Source organism: Helicobacter sp. 11S02629-2 (assembly GCF_002272875.1).
Taxonomy (GTDB): Bacteria; Campylobacterota; Campylobacteria; order Campylobacterales; family Helicobacteraceae; genus Helicobacter_I.
Genome location: NZ_MLAN01000006.1, coordinates 48,113 through 64,684, shown reverse-complemented (window position 1 = coordinate 64,684; position 16,572 = coordinate 48,113). Strand labels below are relative to the sequence as shown.

Below are 16,572 nucleotides of genomic sequence, written 5' to 3'. Positions count from 1 at the left end.
CTATACCTTTGATAAATCTGTATTATACTTAAAACAAAAAAGGAGCACTGTGAAAGCCTTAATCGAGATATTAACTGAAGAACTACCAGCCTTTCCTTTACTTAAGAATCTAGATTCTATAACCTCTAGCTTTAAAACCCTGTTAGCACAAAACAACATCGATAGTGATTTTAAGTTTTACTATACACCAAGACGCCTAGTCTTTTTTGCTGAAAGTTTTCCACAAGCTAGCACACCAAAGATAGTACAACACTATGGCGCACCAGTTCAGATAGCATATAAAGATGGCAAACTTACTAATGCAGGCCTTGCTTTTTTAAAAAAGCATAATTTAAAAGAAGAGGATGTAAAAACTACTACTAAAGATGGGAAAGAAGTGCTTTTTTATGAAGAGTATGAAAGCCCAAAAGATACTAGTTTGATACTGCCTAGCTTAGTGTTAGAGTTTTTAAGAGGGCTTAACTTTGGCAAGGCTATGAGATGGGGGGATAATAAAGAGAGTTTCATACGTCCTATTAGAAACGTTCTTATACTTTTAGATTCTAAAACTTTAGAGTTTAGTGGCTATGGACTAAAATCTAAAAGCATAACCTTTACTCATAGGCAGTCTCAAGTGCCTATACTTGAAGTAAATAGCATAGATGAGTACTTTAAAGGCTTAGAAAACTTTGGAGTTGTGCTAGATCAAGACAAAAGAAGGGCAAGTATAGAAAAAGACTTCAAAGCACTAGAAGCAAGATATGGAATCACAATTGACCTAGATTCTAGCTTGCTAGATGAAGTAGTGGCTATAACTGAGTATCCACGTGCACTTTTAGGGCGTTTTGAAGAGTGCTTTTTACAAGTGCCAAGCGAAGTGATAATCACATCTATGAAGACTAATCAGCGCTATTTTCCTACCTTTAAAGATGGAAGGTTGCATAACTCATTTGTAGTAGTAAGTAATGCTTTTTTAAAAGATGATGACTACTCTTTAATTATAAGTGGTAATGAAAAAGTGCTTAAGGCAAGGCTAAAAGATGCTGAGTTTTTCTATCTTAATGACTTAGAATCTAAGCTTGACTTTGGCGATTTAAGCACTATAGGCTTTGTGAGTGGTGGTGGCAACTTACAAGAAAAGTGTGAGCGCGAAAAAGAGATAGTCTTAAAGCTTTGCACACTTTTAGGACTAGATAGCAAAGAAGCGGCAACTGCTTTAAGTTTTGCAAAAAACGATCTTTTAAGTCAAGTGGTTAATGAGTTCCCAGAGCTTCAAGGAGTAATAGGTGCAAAGTATGCTAGAAAAGCAGGCCTTAGTGAAGAAGTCTGCAAGGCTATACAAGAGCAGTACTTGCCTAATGGCTTAGACCCAGCCTTGCCAAGTTCTAAGATTAGTGCTTTGGTAAATATAGCCACTAAGATAGATACTCTAAATGTGCTTTTTAAACTAGATAAGATTCCAACTGGCTCAAAAGATCCTTTTGCTTTAAGGCGTAACGCAAGTGCCTTACTTAGAATCTTAGAAAAATTTGAACTTGACTTAAAGCTAGAAGATATCATAAGTGATGAAAGGCTTTTAACCTTTATAAAAGAGCGCTATTTTGGAATCTTGACTAATATCAATCCAAGCGTGATTAGATCGGTGGTTAGTTTAAATCAAGACGTGGCAAGTACTTTTAAAAACATCTATGCTATAGATAAGTACTTAAAGGAAAACTCTTTAAGCACGCTTCAAAGCACATTTAAAAGGCTAGCTAATGTATCTAGTGAAAGTAGTGATAACTTAGAGGTAGATGAAAGCTTGATGGTTGAGTGTGAGAAGGTGCTTTTTACAAGGCTTTTAGAGCTTGAAAATGGGAAGTTTGAGAACGTGGATGTAAAAGTTCAGTCATTTTTTAGCTTGATACCTTTGCTTGATAGGCTATTTGAAAGTGTGTTAATTAATGATGAAAATAAAGCCTTGCGTATAAACCGAACCAAGCTAGTAGAAAGAGTGCTAAGACTTTTCTTACAAGTTGCAGATGTAAGACTTATAAGTGCTTAATAAGGTATAAAGCACTTATAAGTAGTGCTTGATGTATGTTGCTATATCTCATCACGTGCGTGGCTAGTGTGCTATATAAAAATGCAAAAGTTTATCCCAAATAGTTCAAATAGCCTGCTAGCCGCCACGCAAACATCCACATAGAAGTCATGGTTTAGTTAAGCTTTTTTTTATATTAAAATGATAGAATGCAAAGCTTAATACTTATGTATTGATCACTAAAAACTCCCTTTAATTTAAACATCATTTAGTGCTTAGGGCAGTCAAGGAGAAATTATGAAAGTTCGACCTTCGGTCAAAAAAATGTGTGATAAGTGCAAAGTTATCAAACGTAAGGGTGTAGTCAGAGTGATCTGTGCTAACCCTAAACACAAACAAAGACAAGGATAAAATATGGCTAGGATTGCTGGTGTAGATTTGCCAAAAAAGAAAAGAGTTGAATACGCTCTAACATATATTTACGGTATAGGTCTTAAGACCTCAAGAGACATCTTGAAAGGCGTGGATATATCTTTTGATAAGCGAGTTTTTGATCTCAGCGAAGATGAAGTCTCAAGGATTGCTAAAAAGATTCAATCAGACTACATGGTCGAGGGTGATTTAAGAAAAAAAGTAACGATGGATATAAAAGCCTTAATGGACTTAGGAAGCTATAGAGGGCTTCGCCACAGGAAAGGTCTTCCAGTACGTGGTCAGACAACTAAAAACAATGCACGTACTCGCAAGGGTAAGAAAAAAACTGTTGGTAGTAAGTAAGGAGTAGTTAATGGCAAAGAAAAATACAACACTTAAAAAAAGAGTGGTCAAAAAAAATATAGCTAGAGGCATAGTATGCATAGCTGCTTCTTTTAATAATACAAACATAACAGTAACTGATGAAGTCGGAAATGTTATCTGCTGGGCAACTGCTGGAGGTCTTGGTTTTAAGGGTTCTAAAAAAAGCACTCCTTATGCTGCACAACAAGCAGTAGAAAGTGCACTTGGTAAGGCAAAAGAACACGGCATCAAAGAAGTTGGTATAAAAGTACAAGGTCCAGGAAGTGGTAGAGAAACTGCTATAAAAAGCGTAGGTGCTACTGAAGGCATAAAAGTACTTTGGATAAAAGATGTCACACCTTTACCGCATAATGGTTGTAGACCACCTAAAAGAAGAAGAGTATAAGGAGAGTAGATGGCTAGATATACAGGACCAGTTGAAAAGATCGAAAGACGATTTGGCGTTTCTTTAAATATGAAGGGCGAAAGGCGAATCGCTGGAAAAAGCTCTTTGGATAAAAGAAGCTATGGCCCAGGACAACATGGGCAAAGAAGAGGTAAGATATCAGAGTATGGCTTACAACTTAGAGAAAAGCAAAAAGCAAAGTTTATGTATGGTATTAGTGAAAAACAGTTCCGTGCTACTTTCTTTGAAGCTAACAGACAAGAAGGAAATACTGGAGAAAACTTAATCCGTCTAATAGAAACTAGACTTGATAACGTGGTTTATAGAATGGGTTTTGCTACTACTAGAAGATTTGCAAGACAGTTAGTAACTCACGGTCATATCTTAGTAGATGGAAAAAGACTTGACATTCCTTCATATGTAGTAAAGCAAGGTCAAAAAGTTGAAGTAAGGGAAAAAAGTAAAAATAACCCTCAAATAGTAAAAGCTATAGGTTTAACTGAGCAAGTAGGAATCGCCCCTTGGGTTGATATAGACAAGGATAAAAAATTTGGAATCTTAACTAGATATCCAGAAAGATCTGAAGTTGAAATACCAATAGAAGAAAGACTAATTGTTGAGTTGTATTCTAAATAATAGGAAGTAACATGAATAGTATCAAAACAAGCCCATATCAACCTACAGAGCTTCAAGTGCAAAATGTGGCTGATAATAGAGTTCGCATTAATGTTTTTCCTTTCGAGCAAGGTTATGCCATAACTTTTGCACATCCTATAAGAAGACTACTTTTGTCTTGCTGTGCAGGTTATACAACTACTGCTATAAAGATAGAAGGCGTTGCACATGAATTTGATTCTGTGCGTGGTATAGTTGAAGATGTTGCACCTTTTATAGTAAATGTTAAAAACCTTAAGTTTAAGATAAAAGGTGAGCAAGTAGACAGAATCGAAGTGGACTATGAGTTTGATGGTCCTTTAACTTTAGTTGGAAAACATCTTGATAATGACCAAGTTGAAATCATTAATAAAGATCTTCATCTTGCCACTATAAACAAAGACACTACTTTTAAGTTTAGCTTCATCATTCAAAAAGGCATAGGTTATGTTCCTAGTGAAAACATACGCGAAAGCACACCAACTGGTTATATACCACTTGATGCATTCTTTACACCTGTAAGACGTGCAACCTATGAGATAGAAAATGTACTTGTAGAATCTGACCCAAACTTTGAAAGAATAGTTTTTGACATAGAAACTAATGGTCAAATCAGCCCAGTAGATGCTTTTAAAGAAGCCATATCTACTATGCACTCTCAGATGAAAGTTTTTGGCGCAGATCTAAGTTCAGAACCAGTTAATAACTCAAGTGGCATAGAAAATAGTCCAGAGCTTAATGTTTTAATGTCTCCTATAGAGATACTAAACTTAGAGCACAGACCAAGTAACTGCTTGCAAAACAAAGGTATTAAGTATGTTGGTGAACTAGTCTTGATGGATGAAGCAGAACTAAAGTCTATTAAAAACTTAGGCAAAAAGTCTTATGATGAGATAGCCCAAAAGCTTGCAGATATAGGTTTTGCAGTAGGCACAGAGCTACCTACAACATTAGTTAATACATTAAATAAACGATTAAGTAAGCAAAAGTAAGGAAAAAGAAATGAGACATAGACACGGTTATAGAAAGCTAGGAAGAACATCTTCCCACAGAAAAGCACTACTTAAAAATCTTGCTATAGCCCTTATAAAGCATGGGAAGATTGAAACTGGAGTTTTCAAAGCAAAAGAACTTCAAAGCTATATAGAAAAGCTTATAACTCCAGCAAAGAATGCAGACTTTAATACTCACAGAGCTGTATTTAGCGAGCTTCAAAACAAAGAAGCTACTAAAAAGCTTATAACTGAAGTAGCACCAAACTATAAAGATAGAAATGGTGGCTATACAAGAATCCAAAGAAGCCGCATCAGAAAAGGTGACGCTAGTACTCTAGCTATAATAGAGTTAATCTAAGTTTTGATTCCGTGTAAAAAGCCTTCTTTTAAAAGAAGGCTTTTTATCCACTTTCATTTTTATATAAGCTAGCCCATCTTACAAAATCTCTTTTTTGTACATTTTTACACATATAAAATCCTAAAAATATCCAGCTTGAATACATAGTTTTTTATATAAAAGATTGCTTAAAATATTAAAAACTAATGGTTTTAGATACAAGTAATTATGCTAATATTTATCTTCAGAGTGCATTTATAGATGACTTTTTAACTAGTTAAAACTTTTACTATCCAAAATAGCCTAGAAAAAGATTAAGGCTTTAGACCTTTTATATATTAGGTTAGTGTAGAGATTTCCTAGATATGTGTTTTATTAAGAAAACTTAACCCAAGTTTAGTTTTGCATTGTCTTGATGAAATATAATTAAGCTTAGGTCACTTTAAGATTAGTGCATTCAAGAAGATAAGGGAGAGCTAATGGAATCTACTCAGACTATAAGTACACACAACCCAAACTCAGCTCTAAAAGATAAAAAAGAAAAATTCATCCCCAAAGGCTTACAGCTTTTTCGCAAGAAGCGTTATGTTTGGTATGTGATCTTGACTATTGTCTTGCTAGTAGTTCCGTTTATAACTATAGATGGAATCCATGTATTTTTGCTTTCTTTTACTAGGGGAGAGTTGCATTTATTTTTTGTAAACTTTAACTTCCAAGAGCTTTATGTGCTGCCCTTTTTAACCATACTGCTTTTTGTTGGCATCTTTTTTATTACTACGATGGGGGGGCGGGTCTGGTGTGGCTGGGGTTGCCCACAGACCATATTCCGCGTTATCTATAGAGACTTAATCCAAACAAAGATTCTAAGGCTTAGAAAAAAGATATCAAATAAGCAACAGCCTTTAGTCTTAGACACAGCTAGTAAGAAGTTTAGATATTTTTTAGGACTAGTTATATTTTTCATTATAGCAGGCGTTGCTAGTGCTGACTTTTTGTTTTACTTTGTAGCCCCAGTTGATTTTTGGCACTTCCTTTTAACGATACAAGATCACTTTGTCTTTTTAGGATTTTGGATAGTTATATGGCTATTTTTATTTGCGGATGTTTGCTTTATAGCTGAGAACTTCTGCGTTTATATCTGTCCTTATGCAAGAGTACAAAGCGTACTTTATGATAATGATACCATCATGGCTATCTATAATGAAAATAGAGGTGGGGCAGTTTATATGCCAGATGGCAAGCCTAATAACTTCCAAGGTGGAAATGACCATGAGTGTATAGACTGTATGCGTTGCGTAGATATTTGCCCAGCTCACATAGATATAAGAAAAGGCATGCAGTTAGAGTGTGTAAACTGTCTAGAGTGCGTTGATGCTTGTACTAATGTCATGGGGCGTATGGGTAAAAAAAGCCTTATAACTTGGAGTTCTCCTAATGCTGTAGCAAAAAGTAATAAGATTAGATTCTTCCGCCCAAAAACCATAGGCTACATAGTAGTTATAGTCTTAATTATAATAGTTGCTATTATCTTAGCTTTTAACAAAAAAGATACCTTGCTAAATATAAATAGGACCCAAGAAACCTATGAGATAAGAAGAACTGGTGCAGTTGATAATGCTTATAAGGTGCTTATAGAAAACACAGATTCTAAACCGCATAATTTTAAGATTAGGGTAGTTGGAGACTTAGCAAAAGATGTATATGTCATTAGCCCAAAAGATGATAGTTTTGCAGTCCCAGCCCAAGATTCTAGAATCATAGTCTTAGTTTTAAGAACTAATGCTAATCTTTCACAAGAAGATGATGCTGATACTAAGCTTCCTATAAAGATAGAAAGCTTTGCGGTTGATGATCCTAAGATTTCTATCACTAAAGATAGTATATTTATGTACCCAACAACTAATGCACTTAATAAAGCCATCAAAAAATTAAGAAAGGAAGACTACTAATTTGACTTTAGTAAATAGGCCAGCACACTTATGAAAACTATCACCACATGTGGCTATGTCGGACTTATAGGCAGACCAAATGCCGGTAAGTCCACACTTTTAAACGCACTTGCTAACACTCCTTTAGCCTTAGTTTCAAAAAAGGCAAATGCTACAAGGAAGCGCTTGAATATGTTTTTACAACATGAGTTTATTAAAGATGATGTAAAAATAGATTCTCAAATCATCTTTGTAGATACCCCCGGCCTTCATCACAAAGAAAGACTTTTAAATGAATACATGATGCAAGAGGCTTTAAAGGCTATATCAAGCAGTGATATATGCATCTTTATAAGTGTGGCTAGTAAAAAAGATGATGAGTTAAAGCACTATAAAGATTTTTTAAAGCTAAGTGATAAGCCCCATATCTTAGTTTTAAATAAGATGGATTTTTTAGACCAAAAAGACTTATTAAACGATCTACAAAGATATAGCAATCTTAGTTCAAACACTCTAGCTATAATTCCCCTTTCTGCAAGCAAGCCACAAAAAGCTAGCAAGAACATAGAATCTTTACTTGATATATTAAGCACTAACCTTCCAGAAGGACCCTTTCTTTACGATCCTGAAGACCTAAGTGATGCCACTATGAAGGACTTATATAAAGAGGCTATTAGGGAGTGCGTGTTTGATAGGATGAGTGATGAGATACCTTATGAAAGCGATGTGAAAGTGTTAAAAGTCACAGAAAAAGGCGACCTTGATTCCATACTTGCTCAAATAGTAGTTAATAAAGAAACTCAAAAGCAGATGGTTGTTGGCAAGGGTGCTAGTGCTATCAAAGATATATCTATGGCTGCTAGGAAAAAGTGTGAGTTAATAGCGGGCAAGAAAGTTTACTTAAAGCTAGATGTCATAGTCCAAAAGGGTTGGGATAAAAACGAGAAGAATCTTAAAACCTTTGGTTATAGCTTTGATTTATAGTTTATATAGTTTTATTACAAGGAGATAATAGTGTTAAAGTTGTTAAAAGTTGGTTGTATAGCCCTAAGTCTTAGTTCGTTACTTGGTTTGTCTGTAGGTAGTGCACTTAGTGCACAAGATTTAGCAGCCAGCAGCACCACTAAAAATGCAAGTGACATAAGCACTAAGACTACAAGTAAAGATGCTTCAAATCTTACTAAGATAGATGAGACTACACCAACTATAACTGCGACAACACCAGTTTCTATTAAAGAAGATACAAAAAAAGCTACTGCTAGCACAGATACTTTAGCTACTAAACAAATAGATGCAAACCAAGCAGATATAAACTTAGATAATAAAACTAGTGTCAAAGTTGACACCAACGCTAGTAGCACACAAGATAAAAAAGCACAAGATGGCATAGCCAAAGCTACAGTGATGTCAGATAAAGAGACTAAAAGCCTAGCCATAAAGCCTAGTTCTACTGCAAGCCTTCCACAGCCTAACATGCCTTCTAGCACAGACTTAAAAACAAGCCTAAATACAAAAGATACAACTAGCACTAATGCCTCTTCTACCAACATGTCAGATACAAACATGTCTAGTGTAGATGATATGGACAAAGCACCTAAAGAAGTAGTAGTTAAGATTCCTAAAAGCACAGAAAATAGTGGCGATGAAGCTATGGCAAAGGCTATGACTAATCTACTTACAACCTATAAAGAGCAAGGTATAGATAAGGTTCAAAGCATACTAGATGGCTATCTAACTAGCAAAGAGTTTTGGCTTAACTACTTGCAAGGCTATGATGTAAACTTTGGCTACTATGAAAGTGTGAAATACCTTTTTGTGGCTAATAAGTCTTTACCTAATCTTACTTTATATGCAGTTAGAGACAAGGGACTTTCTCAGCTAGATTCTATAAGTGCACTAGTTGGAAAAGGCAAGGGTAATAAGATAAAAGAAGGAGACCTAGCAACTCCTATAGGCGTTTATGACATCTTAGAAAAGCTAACTGGGCTTAATCAGTACTATGGCCCACTAGCCCTTACTACTAGCTATCCAAACTCCTATGATAAAGCACTTAATAAGACAGGATATGGAATCTGGATACATGGACTTCCACTAGATGGTCATAGGAAAAACGAAAAGACAAGAGGCTGCATAGCTATAGATAATAAGATGCTAAGCAAGATGGATAAGTCAATAGACCTAAAACACTCTAAGCTTATAACTTATGAAGATGTATTTAAGCCAGCCTCAAAAGAAGATATAGCTACCTTGCTTGCAGATCTTTACAAGTGGAAAGATGTCTGGGAAAAAGGCGACTATAAAGACTATATAGCTTTTTACTCTAAAGACTTTGTAAGGTTTGATAAGATGAAGTATCACGCCTTTGCTGAGTATAAAAAGAGGATTTTTAACAAAAAGCAAGTTAAGCACATTCGCATAAGTGCTATAGATATCTCCCCTTATCCAAATGACTTAGGTAAAAATATCTTCCTTATAACTTTCAATCAAAACTATAAAGCCTATCATGATGGTAAGCTAAGCTTTACGAGTAATGGCAGAAAAGAGCTTTATGTGGAGTTAAAAGATTCTAAGTTTGGCATATTAAGCGAGAAGTAATGGTTTTACTAGTTGATAACTATGACTCTTTTACTTTTAACATCTATCAGGCTATAAAAAGACTTGGCTTTGAAGTAGTAGTAAGAAGAAGTGATAAGCTTAGTATAGAAGACATACTTAAGCTTAATCCTAGCCATATAGTCTTAGGGCCGGGTCCTAACTCACCCAGTGAAGTGCCTTTTTGCACTGAAGTTATACATAGCCTAAAAGGCAAGTATCCAATACTTGGAATCTGCCTTGGACATGAGTGTCTTTTACATGCCTTTGGTGCTCCTATAGTTAATGCAGACTTTATCTTGCATGGCAAGCTAAGTAAGCTAAGTCATGATGGAAAGGGTCTTTTTGCCTCTTTGTCTCAAGGAGTAGAGGTTGCAAGATATCACTCACTAGTGGCTAAAGAAAAAGATGTGCCAGAGTGTTTTACCATAACTGCAAGGAGTGAAGATGGCGAAGTTATGGCCATCTCTCATAAAGACTATCCACTTTTAGGACTGCAGTTCCATCCAGAATCTATTGGCACAGCACTTGGTGAAAAGATGCTTTTAAACTTCTTTAATCATAAGTCTAAGCACCTAGATATCAAGGTTTTGCTAGGGAAACTAGTTAGATTACAAGACTTAGATTCTAAGACTAGCTTTACTCTTATGGAAGAGATAACTAATGGTAGCTTAGATGACATAGAAGTCTCTAGTATAGCTACAAGCTATGCTATAAAAAAGCCTACTAGCACCGAGCTTACTGGCTTTGCTTTAGCTTTAAAAGAAAAGGCTTTAAAGTTTGAAGTGCCTAAAAAAAGTGATATGGTCTTTGACATAGTAGGAACGGGCGGAAGTACCTATAAGACTTTTAATGTATCAAGTGCATCTAGCTTAGTTTTAGCAAGTATGGGTGTGCCGGTTATAAAACATGGTAATGTCGCAGTAACTAGCAAAAGTGGAAGTGCAGATGTGCTAAGTAGGCTAGGCATTGATATTGATATGAGTTTAGAGGTTAGTAAAGAGTGTTTTTCAAAGTTAAATCTCACATTTTTATTTGCACCTAACTTTCACAAAGCACTCCGCCACGTAAAGACTGTAAGAAATACACTTGGCTTTAGAACTATCTTTAACCTCCTAGGTCCACTTTGTAATCCTGCCAGTCCAACTCACATACTACTTGGGACTTCTGATAGTACCTTAACTGAAACTTTGGCTAACACCTTAAAAGCACTTGGTGTAAAAAGAGCACTTGTTGTAAGTGGTGAAAGTGGTTATGATGAGTTTAGTATAAGTGAAGATACTAAAGTTAGCGAGCTAAAAGATGATAAAGTAAGCACTTATATCTTTAATCCAAAAACTGAGTTAGGCATAGACTATATAAGCTATGAAAGCCTAAAAGGTGGAGATAGCAAAGAAAACGCACAAATTATAAAAGATATCTTGGAATCTAAAGACGATTCTAAGACTAAAGAAAGAACTAAGCTAGTAGCACTTAATGTTGGAGCAAGTTTGTATATTTGTGATAAAGCACAAAGTATAAAAGAAGGCTATATCTTAGCACTAGAGTATATTAAGACTAAAAAAGCCCTCCAAACTTTAAAGCACTTTATAGAACTTTCACAAACTAAAAACTAAAGAAGTAGCAATGATAACTCACGTAAATGAAAACAACAACTCCCATATGGTAGATGTAGGCGAAAAAAGCATAACTAAAAGGATAGCTATAGCTTCAGGAACTATAAGTATGAACAAAGATGCCTTTGATGCTTATATAAACAATACTTCTAAAAAAGGCCCAGTAGAGCAGTGTGCAGTAGTAGCTGGAGTGATGGCTGCTAAAAATACAAGCCACGCCATACCTATGTGTCATAACCTTAATCTAAATAATGTCGAGATAGTGATAAAACCTCTAGAGAATGGAATCTTAGAAGCCCAAGCTAGCGTTTCTATGGAAGGCAAAACAGGCGTTGAGATGGAAGCACTTCATGCCGTAAGTATAAGCTTACTTACAATTTATGACATGTTAAAAGCATTAGATAAAGGCATGAAGATAAGTAATATTAAACTTTTAGAAAAGCGTGGCGGTAAAAGTGGAATCTATAAGGCAGAAATGTAGGCAAGATTTTAAAAAATACTTTAATTAAAGTAACAAGTTTCTAAACTTTATTGTAAGTTACTTATAGCTATTTGTAACTATATCTTCTTAAAGGTCTTATGGTGAAGGCTAAGATAAAACCAACCAGCATACTACTAATACTTATCGTTTTAATAAGCCTTAATCTAAGGGCACCAGTTACTGGAGTTGGCCCTTTGATGGGCGATATCACAGATGTGCTTCACTCAAGCACCTTAGCTGGTCTTTTAGCTGGGATAGTCTTAGCCCTTTTTGGCTTTGGCTCACTAGTAGCACTAAAGTTTAACTATATAAAAATGATCTTTTTAGCCATCATTTGCTGCTTTGTAGGACTTATCATAAGGTCTTATGGGCTTGATATCTTTGCAGGATTTGGTAACTTTGGAATCTATCTTTTTATAGGTACTTTTTTAGTAGGTCTTGGCATAGCTGTACAAAACGTCTTAGTTCCAGTTTTGATAAAAAAGTTCTTTGCAAAAAGACTTGGCTTTATGACAGGGCTTTATGGTGCAGCCCTTTGTATATCAGCTTTTTTAGGTGCTAGTATAAGTCTTCCTATAAGTCATGTGCTTGATTTTAAAGCTGCCCTTGCCATATGGGCTATCTTATCTTTAATAGTGCTTCTTGCTTGGATACCTATGCTAAAACATGGAAGATGGAGGGCAAAGTTTGTCTTAAAAAAGAAAAAAAGTACGGTTAATCTTTATGCAAACTTTGAAGTCTGGGTCATAGTGCTTTTTATGGGCTTGCAAAGTCTTTTATTTTATACTTTTGCAGCTTGGTATCCTCTCATACTTCAAAGCAAGGGAGTGAGTTTAAGCACTTCTGCAAATATCAACTCTTTGATGCAGTTTTTTGCGATCTTTTCAGCCTTTTTAGTCCCTCGCTTAACTGCTAGGGTTAGACCTCCAGCTAGAAAGATTATAGTTATGCTAGTAGCCCTTTGCTATCTAGTAGCTGGTATCATGCTTTTTATACCAAGTAGTAGTTTCACGCTAGATGTCATTATGACTTTTATAGTTTCTATACCTATTGGTGGGGGCTTTAGCTTAGGACTTCTTTTTATAGCCTTAAACGCTAAAGATGTCCCAACTAGTCTTTTTCTTTCAGGCTTTGCGCAGTTTGGAGGCTATCTTATAGCAGCTACTGGGCCTTTTATAGTTGGAATCTTAAAAGACTTATCTCACTCCTTTGTGCCGGGCATAATCTTTATTTGCATTTGTAGTGTTGTGCTAACACTTCTTGGGCTTAGGATCACAAAGATTAAAAGGATATAACATGCGTTTTGGAAAGATAGAGTACTTAAACCTAGCCCCTTTTGATGTCTTTTCTAAAAAGTACAGAGCAAGTTCTAGTTTTAAAAAGATTTTGATGCTTCATACTAACTACCCTTCAAAGCTTAATCATGAGTTTTTATTTGGGCGAATTGATGCTGGATTTATCTCTTCAGTGATGGCAAGGCCTTCTCATTTTAAAGTTAAGCCTTTAGGGCTTGGAATCATTACTAATGGCGAGGTTTGGAGTGTGCTTTGTTTAAATAAGGAATCTAAAAATGACTATCAGTCAGCCACGTCTAATGCCCTGCGTAAAGTGCTAGGTTTAGAAGGTGAAGTGATAATTGGCGATAGGGCTTTAAAGCTTTATCATGCCTCTAAAGATAAAGACTTTATAGATATGGGCAAGGAGTGGAAGGATAAAAAGCATCTACCTTTTGTCTATGGCAGACTTTGTTGCAATGCAAATGAGGGCTTTTATAAAGATATGGCAAAAGCCTTTGCTAGAAGCCCTAAGGTCTTTATCCCTTGCTATATCATGGATGTCTATGCCAAAAGACTTGGATTAGATTCTAAGTTTATGAGGGCATATCTAAAAAATCTTTACTATGTCATAGGAAAGAAAGAAGCCCTAGGACTAGGACGCTTTTACAGAGAGTTAAGGCTAAAACGCATTAAGCCTGCGAAAAGATATTAGAATGGTATTTTACAAAAAGGAATCTATATGAAAAAGTTATTAATGCTTACTTTAGCACTTTGTGCCTTTGCTGTGGCTAGTAGCTTAGATGAGGCTAATAGTGCCTATCAAGCAAAAGACTATCAAAAAGCCTTAGAGCTTTACAAAAGTGCTTGTGATGCCAATAATGCTAAAGCTTGCTCAAGTCTAGGCTATATGTATCAAAGTGGCAAAGGTGTTAAATCAGACTTAAATCTTTCTAAGCAGTTTTATCAAAAAGCTTGTGATGCAGGTGATGGCAGTGCTTGTAATAGCACTAAGTGGTAGGGTTTAGCACTATCATTACAAAAGTTGTTTAATAGTTAGTGGAATCTATATTTTAGATTCTATAACCTATTCTTCATTATTTAAAAACTCCCTTTAACTCAAGGCATATTTTGCCTATTTCATATTACAAAAATAAAAAAGTAAGCAGTAAGTAATACACGCCATTTAAATAGGCAAGGGGATAAGCGAATGCTTTACTTCCAAGTCCTATATGCTACAAATCCACGCGTTAGTCCAGCGTAGCTAAAAAAAGAAAACTTACTATAGTTATATGTTTTTAAAATCTTGCTAGCTATATCTTCTTGGTCATAGCCTATCTCAAAGGCAAGATAGCCAAAGTTTAAAAAAGAAGCTTGCTTTATAAGCCCTTCTATTATCTCACTTCCTTTTTCTCCACCAAAAAGGGCTATATGAGGCTCGTGTAATACTTCAACATCTAAAGGATAGGAGTTTGCGATATAAGGGGGATTAGATATAAGAAGGGCATTTTTATAATTAAGCTTAGAATCTAGCCCACTTAAAAGATTAGATTCTTTAAAGATTAAGTTAGTGGCATTTAAGTTAGTGGCATTAAGTCTTGCTACATCAAGGGCATCTTTGCTTATATCAAGACCAAGGCCGCATTTTTTAGATTCTAAACTTAAAGTTATAGCTATTATCCCACTTCCAGTTCCTACTTCTACAAAGTTTGAAAAAGGCAAAGTCAGTGCTTGCTCACATAAAGATTCTGTATCGCTGCGAGGGATTAATACCCTCTCATCTACATAAAACTCCCTCCCATAAAAGCTAGCACTTTTAAAAATATACTCTAGTGGATAGCCTTGTGCCCTTTTTGTGATAAGACTTAAAAAGCTTGCTAGGTGTGTCTTATCTAAGATTTGTTCACTTTTTGCATGAAGTAAGATTCTATCTATACCCATAGTAAAAGCAAGTAGCCTTTCTGCTTCACTTCTAGGATTAGTTATTTTGAAGTTTGATATAAAGGCTTTATCTTGTATATCTAAGTTGTAAAGCCCTTCAAAGCTTAAGGCTTCATGCTTTAGTAAGCTTATGCCCAAATCAAGGGCATAAGATATGGAGATATCTTCCAACTAGTCTTTCCTAGTCTTCTTCTAAGGCTTTTAGTCTTTCAACTAGTGGAGGGTGGGAGTAGTAAAAAAAGATAAAAGCTGGATGGGAGTAAGGAAAGCTTTTGTTTTCATTAACTAGTCTAATAAGGGCTTGATAAAGGGAGCGCTTACTAGAAAAAGAAGCACCAAACTCATCTGCACTATACTCAGCCTTTCTTGAAAAGTAAGAGACTATAGGCATAAAAAGGAAGGTTAAAACTGGGATTAAAAGCACTAGCAAGCTTAAAAAGATTCCATCATCCATAACTAAGCCTAGGTGTTTTTGAAGTGGATAGATAAGATTCCCAGCGATGGCAAAAAGTATAAAAAGCATGCATGCCATAAGGGCTATGTTTTTAAGTATGTCTTTGTGTTTGAAGTGCCCTAACTCATGTCCAAGTATGGCTATTATCCCTTCTGTGCTTATCTTACTTAAAAGCGTGTCAAATAAAACCACCCTTTTGCTTTTTCCTAAACCTCCAAAGTAGGCATTAAGCCTGCCATCTCTTTTAGAAGCATCTATGACATAGATTCCACTACTTTTAAAGCCTACTTTATCCATCAGGTTTTGAATCTTGTCTTTTAAGCCTTCATCTTCTAAGGGTGTGAACTTATTAAACATAGGGGCTATTAGGGTTGGATAGATGAGGTTTGCAACCAGGGCTATTATAAAAAGAACCACAAAGCCTAAAAGCCACCAAAGCTCAAAGTACTTCATAAGTAAAAGTAGCAAGATAACTATGATGCCACCTATGACTAAAAAAAGCACAGCACTTCTTACTGTGTCTTTTAAAAATATGTGCGAGGTGATGTTACTAAAGCCAAAAAGCTTATCTCTTTTTATCTCTAAGATAGACATAGGCAAGCCAATAATTGCATTAATTATAAAAAATATCATCACAAGTAGCCAAGCACTAAGAAGCATGTTTAGATGAAAGGTGTTTAAAAGATACTCTAAGGCATTAAGCCCATAAAATATCCAAAGGGCAAAGACTATAAAGTTTATGATGTTTTCTGCTACTGAGTACTTTTGCTTAGAGATGGCATATCTTGCCGCGAGGTTGTAGTCATCAGCCTCTAAGATGATGGGTTTAGAGCTTGACTTAAGCTTAACGTACTTAAGTTGCAAAAGGTCTAGGACTATGCGAGGCAGGGTGTATAAAATAAAATATGCTAAGACTAACCAGCCCATCTTTATCCTTGGAGAAATTTTATTTTTTGAGAGACTACTCTAGTATAGAAAAGTCAAAATAGGGTTAATTATACATTGACTAAGCCACATATGGAAATGAAAGCTGTTTTAAGGTAGCCAAGTCCATCTTACATTAATGCTGTATTTGATAAAATACACATCTTAAGTGTAAACAATACAGGCACTAA

17 protein-coding genes are annotated in these 16,572 nt (G+C 35.5%); 15 read left to right on the top strand and 2 right to left on the bottom strand.

Translation table 11 applies throughout. From position 1 onward, the window contains the following. Positions 1–49: 49 nt before the first annotated feature. The 15 genes from glyS to BKH40_RS05025 all read left to right on the top strand — a co-directional run bounded on the left by glyS (position 50) and on the right by BKH40_RS05025 (position 14,083). Positions 50–2,023, top strand: a complete 1,974-nt coding sequence (glyS, locus tag BKH40_RS05095; protein ID WP_095277513.1) for a glycine--tRNA ligase subunit beta — start codon at positions 50–52, stop codon at positions 2,021–2,023. Positions 2,024–2,299: 276 nt separating this feature from the next. Then, positions 2,300–2,413, top strand: a complete 114-nt coding sequence (gene rpmJ, locus BKH40_RS05090; RefSeq protein ID WP_005216958.1) for a 50S ribosomal protein L36 — start codon at positions 2,300–2,302, stop codon at positions 2,411–2,413. 3 nt (positions 2,414–2,416) lie between these two features. Continuing rightward, entirely contained in the window at positions 2,417–2,779 is a 363-nt protein-coding gene (gene rpsM / locus BKH40_RS05085) for a 30S ribosomal protein S13 (RefSeq protein ID WP_095277511.1), read from the top strand. Between the two features lie 10 nt (positions 2,780–2,789). Continuing rightward, complete coding sequence (gene rpsK, locus BKH40_RS05080) at positions 2,790–3,185, top strand: 30S ribosomal protein S11 (RefSeq protein ID WP_095228423.1); 396 nt, start codon at positions 2,790–2,792, stop codon at positions 3,183–3,185. 9 nt (positions 3,186–3,194) lie between these two features. Then, positions 3,195–3,821, top strand: coding sequence for a 30S ribosomal protein S4 (gene rpsD / locus BKH40_RS05075; RefSeq protein ID WP_095277508.1), 627 nt, complete (start codon positions 3,195–3,197; stop codon positions 3,819–3,821). Between the two features lie 11 nt (positions 3,822–3,832). Beyond that, positions 3,833–4,831, top strand: coding sequence for a DNA-directed RNA polymerase subunit alpha (locus tag BKH40_RS05070; RefSeq protein ID WP_095277506.1), 999 nt, complete (start codon positions 3,833–3,835; stop codon positions 4,829–4,831). A 10-nt stretch (positions 4,832–4,841) separates the two neighbouring features. Next, positions 4,842–5,192, top strand: a complete 351-nt coding sequence (gene rplQ, locus BKH40_RS05065) for a 50S ribosomal protein L17 (RefSeq protein ID WP_095277504.1) — start codon at positions 4,842–4,844, stop codon at positions 5,190–5,192. 458 nt (positions 5,193–5,650) lie between these two features. Then, complete coding sequence (gene ccoG, locus BKH40_RS05060; RefSeq protein ID WP_095277502.1) at positions 5,651–7,120, top strand: cytochrome c oxidase accessory protein CcoG; 1,470 nt, start codon at positions 5,651–5,653, stop codon at positions 7,118–7,120. Between the two features lie 30 nt (positions 7,121–7,150). After that, positions 7,151–8,083, top strand: a complete 933-nt coding sequence (gene era, locus BKH40_RS05055) for a GTPase Era (protein WP_095277500.1) — start codon at positions 7,151–7,153, stop codon at positions 8,081–8,083. Between the two features lie 30 nt (positions 8,084–8,113). Beyond that, positions 8,114–9,694 carry a L,D-transpeptidase family protein gene (locus tag BKH40_RS08965; RefSeq protein ID WP_257842519.1) on the top strand — a complete coding sequence of 527 codons (1,581 nt, stop codon included), beginning with the start codon at positions 8,114–8,116 and terminating at the stop codon, positions 9,692–9,694. Beyond that, a complete protein-coding gene (locus tag BKH40_RS05045) occupies positions 9,694–11,307 on the top strand; it encodes a bifunctional anthranilate synthase component II/anthranilate phosphoribosyltransferase (RefSeq protein WP_095277498.1) in 1,614 nt (537 codons plus the stop codon). The genes BKH40_RS08965 and BKH40_RS05045 overlap by 1 nt, the downstream gene beginning before the upstream one ends. A 10-nt stretch (positions 11,308–11,317) precedes the next feature. Beyond that, positions 11,318–11,788 (top strand): cyclic pyranopterin monophosphate synthase MoaC, encoded by a 471-nt coding sequence (gene moaC / locus BKH40_RS05040; RefSeq protein WP_095277496.1) that lies wholly within the window; start codon positions 11,318–11,320, stop codon positions 11,786–11,788. Between the two features lie 101 nt (positions 11,789–11,889). Next, entirely contained in the window at positions 11,890–13,083 is a 1,194-nt protein-coding gene (locus tag BKH40_RS05035; RefSeq protein ID WP_180675131.1) for an MFS transporter, read from the top strand. 1 nt (position 13,084) lies between these two features. Next, the gene (locus BKH40_RS05030; RefSeq protein ID WP_095277492.1) at positions 13,085–13,777 is read left to right on the top strand and encodes an MqnA/MqnD/SBP family protein; all 693 of its coding nucleotides are present in this window, start codon (positions 13,085–13,087) and stop codon (positions 13,775–13,777) included. Positions 13,778–13,804: 27 nt separating this feature from the next. Further along, on the top strand, positions 13,805–14,083 hold the full coding sequence (locus tag BKH40_RS05025; RefSeq protein WP_095277490.1) for an SEL1-like repeat protein: 279 nt from the start codon (positions 13,805–13,807) through the stop codon (positions 14,081–14,083). 194 nt (positions 14,084–14,277) lie between these two features. Here BKH40_RS05025 and BKH40_RS05020 read toward each other — a convergent pair whose 3' ends face one another. Both BKH40_RS05020 and BKH40_RS05015 read right to left on the bottom strand, forming a co-directional pair. Beyond that, positions 14,278–15,174, bottom strand: coding sequence for a HemK/PrmC family methyltransferase (locus BKH40_RS05020; RefSeq protein ID WP_095277488.1), 897 nt, complete (start codon positions 15,172–15,174; stop codon positions 14,278–14,280). A 10-nt stretch (positions 15,175–15,184) separates the two neighbouring features. Next, positions 15,185–16,384 carry a M48 family metallopeptidase gene (locus tag BKH40_RS05015; RefSeq protein ID WP_095277487.1) on the bottom strand — a complete coding sequence of 400 codons (1,200 nt, stop codon included), beginning with the start codon at positions 16,382–16,384 and terminating at the stop codon, positions 15,185–15,187. Positions 16,385–16,572 lie beyond the last annotated feature (188 nt).